This window comes from Azospirillum sp. B4, assembly GCF_000333275.1.
Lineage (GTDB): Bacteria > Pseudomonadota > Alphaproteobacteria > Azospirillales > Azospirillaceae > Nitrospirillum.
The window spans coordinates 1-5,945 of sequence record NZ_BACU01000041.1 but is presented as its reverse complement, the minus strand read 5'-3'; the positions used below and the strand labels follow the sequence as shown (position 1 = coordinate 5,945).

The following is a 5,945-nucleotide window of genomic DNA, read 5'->3' as shown; positions in this document are numbered from 1 at the left end:
CCGCTAAAGAGACGATGGCGTCGATGGAGCGCTGACATCCATCGTCGTCCAAGACCATGTCCAGAACGCTGTTGATGTTCTGGAATTCCACGGTGATGCGGGCGGCGGCGTCCTGGCCATCCTCCCGCCCCAGCTGATCGCCCAGTTCGGCCAGGGCGATCATGGCATCGTGCAGGGCGGCGGCGTCCGCTGGCGCCGGAGTCACCCTCGCCCTCACCACCTCCCGCACCGGGACCAACAGGCGCAGCCTGTCCTTCTCCTCCCGGGCCAGGGCCAGTTGCACCAAACTGGTGGCGGCGGCCGCCGCGTTCTGGCCCAGCAAATCATCGCGCAGGGAACGGGCCAGGCCATCCGGCAAGCGCCCCAGCAGGCCCAACAGACGGCGGCCGCCCGGCGTCAGGCGCGGGCTTTCCAGGCTGAGGGAGACCGAGGTGGTGAAATCCGTTTCCCGGTTATCCGCACGGCCCAGCCGCAGCAGGGCGGCGCGTTCGGCGAGCCAGCGCGCCCACAGGTCGCGCAGGTCGGTCAAGCCATCCGCCTGCGCCGCCAACAGCCGGATGGCCAAGGGAACACCATCGGCCACGCCGATGACCATGGGCAGCAGGGCGTCCGTCGCCAGCTGCGGGCCCGCCAGGCCCAGGAACAGGGAGCGGGCGTCCCCCTCGCCCAAGCGGTCGAGTTCCAGGCGTTGCCATGACAGTCCCTGAGGGCACTGCCGGCCGCGGATGGACAACAGGATTCGGGCGACGGCGCCACACTCCGCCAGAACCTGTCCCACGCCATGGGGGTCCGGTGTCCACGGGGTTTCGGCGTTGTCCAGGATCAGCAAGGTCGGCTGTCGCCCCAAATCCGCCACGGCGCGTTCCAGCGGGTGGGGGCCGGCTTCCAGGCCCAGGGCTGTGGCGATCTTCAAGGCCATGTCCGCGCCGGTCCCGGTCGCCTCCAGCCTCACGAAAACCCGCCGGGGGAAGGCCGCCTTGATCCGGTGGTCATGGCCGACATGCTGGGTCAGGCCGGTCTTGCCGATGCCGCCGGGCCCCTGGATGGCGACGTGGCTGCCGGCCAGCAGAGCGGCCACCGCCTTTTCCACCTCAGCGTCCCGGCCAACGAAATGCTCCGGTGGGCGGGGCACGTAGTTTGGGGATGGGCGGGGGCTGGGGGGACCACCAGCGCTGATAACGGGCGCACCGTCAACGGGCACCAGGCTTTCCAGGAAGGGCGCCAGGTCGGCATGGCCGGGGCCGAAGCCCACGGGTTGGACCCGCCGCCAGCCCTTGCCCCGCCAGGCGTCCACCTCACTGTCACGACACAGAAAATAATGCCGATGTTCGGTGCCCAACAACACCGTATCGATCCAGCTAAGCAAGGGCCCCAGGTTGGGGTCCGCAACCGTGCCGCCGCAGCCGACGAAGACCAGGGACGCATCCGCCGATAACATCCGCTGCAAGAACTGCTGAAACGGTGATTGGGCAATCTCACCGTATTTCAGGCTGCCCAGGACAATGCTGGCGGGTGCTTCCCAATGGCCATGCAGGTGGAGGATGCCGGCATCCTCACCCCGGAACAGGCGGATGGCCTTGGCCACGTCCCCTGGCAGGGTGGCAGGGACCCCGCACGCCTGGGACAGCACCGAATCGTAGTTGGTGGTGGCAAGCAGGATGCCGTGGGCATGCAGACGCGTCAGGGCGGTGGGCACGGCCGCATTGGATACCTTGAAGGTGCCCACGGTTTCCCGCAGCCAAATGGTGAATTCGCCGTCGCCGTCCTTTTGGCCCAGCCCATCCGCGACCGTCTCGGCGGCGGACAGCAGCTTCCGCATATTGCTGAGCTTCAGGGCCGCCAAGTCCAGATCAAGCGTACCTGGGTCGATGCGGCCCAACCCGTGAGCCCACCGCAGCCCATGCTCGATCAGGCCGGTCCAGCTGGCATGTTTGACGCCCGGCCCCACGGCGGCGATGGTGGTGCCCGCGCCCGCCACGATGATCGCCCGCTTGTCCGCGATCGCCTTTTTCAGATCATCCAGCAACGCCATACCAGTCTCCCGTGCATGATTGCAGATTGGCACGGAATTTCCGGTGACGGCAACGGCGCGGCCACGTCACGCGAAGGTCGCTTGAAAACACCCCCATAGGTGGTTCATGATTTAAAAAATACAATTTTATCCGAGGGCGCCATGCCGACACAGGTCACGCTGGTCAACAACCTGTCCGACCCCCTGGCCGTTTCCACCACCGTGACGCCCGCCCTGGACGCGTACGACTGGGGGATCACCGCGTCCACCGTGGCGGCGATGAGCGATGGCGGCATCCTGTGGATGAACCGCGACAAGGGCATCACCAACCACAAGACCTGGACCTTCACCACCGCCTTCGAGGTCGCGGGCGTGCCGGTCACGGTGCGGGAGCGGGTGACCGGAACCCTGGTGGCCAGCACCCTTGAAATCCAGGTCACGGCCGGGGGGACGGCCTCGGACTGGTCGGGCGCCGGCCCTGTCGCCGTGCCGTTCACCGGCACCGATGGCCAGACCTACACCGTCACCGGCGCCCTTATCGGCGAGGGACTGCTGTCCTTCGCCAATGTGGTGTTCTCGGTGGCGCGGACGGTTTTGCCCCGGATCAAGCACATGGTGGTGCTGGTCATGGAGAACCGGTCCCTGGACAACCTGCTGGGCTGGGTCTACGACCCGGCGCATCCGCCGGCGGGATATGTCCCGCCCGGTTCGGAGGCCGCCTATGAGGGATTGTTGCCGCAGACCTATGCCAACAGCAATCCGGACATCACTGGCGGGGCCCCGGTTTACGCCAGCGCCGGCACCACCGCGTGGACGACCAACAGCGGCACGATCAGCCCCTACCAGGTGCCCACCCCCGACCCGGGTGAGCAGTTCTTTCACGTCGGCGGCCAGGTCAGCAACAACATGGGCGGCTTCCTGACCGACTATGTCGTGCAGGTGGGGGAGGCCAAGCACCCCTTGGGCAACGCGGCGCAGATCATGCAGTCCTACGCGCCGGACCAGGTGCCGGTGATTTCGACCCTGGCCCGCGCCTTCGCCCTGTCGGACGCCTGGCACGCGTCGGTGCCCAGCCAGACCTATCCCAACCGGGCCTTCATGCTGGCCGGTTCGTCCGCCGGGAATGTCAACAACACCCGCATCCCCTGGGACATTCCGACCCTGTTCGATGTGCTGGAAAGCCAGGGCATCAGTTGGGCGGTCTATAACGACAGCATCCTGCCGTCGCTGACCAAGGTGATCTTCCTGTCCAAGTACGCCACCAACGAGAAGAATTTCGGCTCCATCGACGATTTCGGCAAGGCGCTGGCGGATGGCACCTTGCCGACCTTCACCTTCCTGGAGCCCAGCTTCGGCCCCCTGGAACATGACCGCAGTTATCATCCCCCCTACGACGTCCGCCCGGGGGAGAACTTCCTGGCCAAGATTTACACCCTGATCGCGGAAAGCCCGCACCGCGACGACACCCTGTTCCTGCTGCTGTTCGACGAGCATGGCGGCACCTATGACCATGTGGAACCGCCCCAGGGGGCGGCGCCGCCCGCGCCCGATCCGGTGGCCACCGATGGGTCCGACTTCCCGTTCAACCGGTTCGGCGTGCGGGTTCCGGCCGTCGTCATGTCCTCTTACACGCCGCGGGGCGTCGTGTTCCGCAGCCCGACGGACGTGCCCTACGACCACACCTCCGTGCTGGCCACCGTGCGGGATTGGCTGGGCCTGCAAAGCGCGTTCAAGACGCTCCTGCCCAGCCCCCGCATCGCCGCCGCCCCGACCCTGGCCCCCTTGGTCGCGGGGGATACGCCCCAGCCCTGGCCGGCCCTGGACTTGGCCGATGACGGCGCCCTGTTGGCCTCGCTGGCGTCCATACCGGCGGACACCCCCTTGAACGACATCCAGCGGGACGTCCTGCTGGCCGCCGCCGCCGCCATCGGTGGACGCCTGCACACCGAGGAGGAGAGGGCGGAGGCCCGCGCCCACCTCTGCACCCTGGCGGACGCCGAGGCTTGGCTGAGGCCCTTGCTGCCTTTCCTGCGGCGGCCCGCCGGGTAAGGCCGCCCCCTCATGCGGTAACGTAAAAGCCGCCGTCGATTTCCTGGGATTGCCCGCATCCCACCCCCGGATGCTAGGGTGGGGCCCGGCATTGGACATCGAGAGACGGAACCGCATGCGCACGCTGAAGGTCGCCCTGCACCAGATGAACTACACCACGGGCGATTTCCGGGGGAATTTCGAGCGGACCAAGGCCAGCATCCTGGCCTGCCGGGACGCCGACCTGCACGTCCTGCCGGAATGCGCCGTGGCCAACTATGCCGCCGGCGATTACCTGCTGGAGGCCGACTACCAGCAGGCCATCGTCCACTGGACGGAGCAATACCGCCTGCTGTCGGCGGAGGCCGGCGTCGCCATCGCCGTGGGCACGCCGCTGCGCGGCAAGGTGCAAGGCCGCAAGATGGGCAACGGCGTGGTGGTGTTCGACCGGGGCCGCGCGGTTCTGAGCCAGTTCAAGACCCACCTGCCCAACTACGACGTCTTCGACGACGTGCGCTGGTTCGAGACGCGGGGGGAACAGGTGGGCGCTGACGCCGAAACGGGCGTCTGGCGCCTGGAGGCGGCCGGCGGCGCCATCACCCTGGGCTTCTGCATCTGCGAGGACATCTGGTTCGACGACGTGACGCGGGAGCTGAGGGACAAGGGTGCTGAGGTCATCGTCTCCCTGAACGCCAGCCCCTATGCCATCGCCAAGGGCAACTTCCGCCGCCGCCTGTTCGATCAGCGCATCGCCGAAACAGGGGTGCCCCTGGTCTACGTCAACCAGGTGGGTGGCAATGACGAACTGGTGTGGGAGGGATGCTCCGCCATCGTCGACCCGGCGGGCACCATTTATGAGATGGAGATCGGACGTGAGGGCGCTGACGTGGTCCCCCTGGCGGATGAGGGCCAGGGCTTTCGCCTGGCGCGGACCCAGGCGCCCATTCAGCTGAGCGACCCGCAGGAGCGGTACCTGGTCGTCGGCCTGGGCTTGCGCGACTACATCCTGAAGAATGGCTTCGAGGACGTGGTTTTCGGCCTGTCGGGTGGGGCGGACTCCACCCTGGTGGCGGCCCTGGCGGCGGACGTGTTCGGACCGGCCAAGGTCAACGCCGTGATGATGCCGTCGCCCTATACCAGCGCGGGCTCCAACACCCGGGCGGCGGACTTCGCCGCCGGGGTGGGCGACGGGTTCAGCGCCATCAGCCTGCCCATCACCGCCGAGTACGAGGCGGGCTTGGCCAAGTTCCACGCCGCCTTCGGCCGCGACATGGGCAGCCTGGCGGATGAAAACCTGCAGGCCCAGATCCGAGGCAACACCCTGTCCGCTATTTCCAACGACCACGGCCGCCGCGCCATCCTGGGCACCAGCAACAAGAGCGAGATCCTGATGGGATATGGCACGCTCTACGGTGACATGCGCGGCGCCTTCAACCCGCTGAAGGACCTATACAAGGCCATCGACGTTTTCCCCATGCTGGAGATGCGGCTGGCCCAGGCCAAGGCGCCGGACGCGCTGTTCGCCCGCATCTGGGAACAGGCCTTCGGCACCCCGCTGCAACCCTACGACGCCGGCGCGCAAGCGGCCTTGCGCGCGGTCATCGACGTCGAGCCCAGCGCCGAGCTGAAGCACAACCAGCGCGACACCGACAGCCTGCCCCCATATCCCCGCCTGGACGCCGTGCTGTGGGAGATGGAGGACGCCAAGGAACGCCAGACCGACGCCCAGATCGCCGAGAAGCTGGGCGAACCGCTGGCGTTCGTGCAGGACATCCGCCGCCGCGTCCGCCGGGCGGAGTTCAGCGCTTCCAGTCGCCCCCGGGCCCCAAGGTCCACCGCAGTCCCCCACCACAAGGACCGCCGCTTCCCCTGACGGCACGGTTCACGGGGTGAGGCCCGACGAGGT

General features: G+C 67.6%; 3 protein-coding genes. 2 read left to right on the top strand and 1 reads right to left on the bottom strand.

Annotated features, from left to right (window positions below):
• The coding region (locus I55_RS01760) for an SIR2 family protein (protein ID WP_044558729.1) at positions 1 to 2,032 on the bottom strand (2,032 nt) is incomplete at its 3' end.
• Positions 2,033 to 2,173: 141 nt separating this feature from the next.
• Between I55_RS01760 and I55_RS01755 the strand changes: the two genes are divergently transcribed.
• Both I55_RS01755 and nadE read left to right on the top strand, forming a co-directional pair.
• The gene (locus I55_RS01755) at positions 2,174 to 4,060 is read left to right on the top strand and encodes an alkaline phosphatase family protein (protein ID WP_049973736.1); all 1,887 of its coding nucleotides are present in this window, start codon (positions 2,174 to 2,176) and stop codon (positions 4,058 to 4,060) included.
• Positions 4,061 to 4,175: 115 nt separating this feature from the next.
• Positions 4,176 to 5,912, top strand: coding sequence for an NAD(+) synthase (gene nadE / locus I55_RS01750; RefSeq protein ID WP_044558728.1), 1,737 nt, complete (start codon positions 4,176 to 4,178; stop codon positions 5,910 to 5,912).
• Positions 5,913 to 5,945 lie beyond the last annotated feature (33 nt).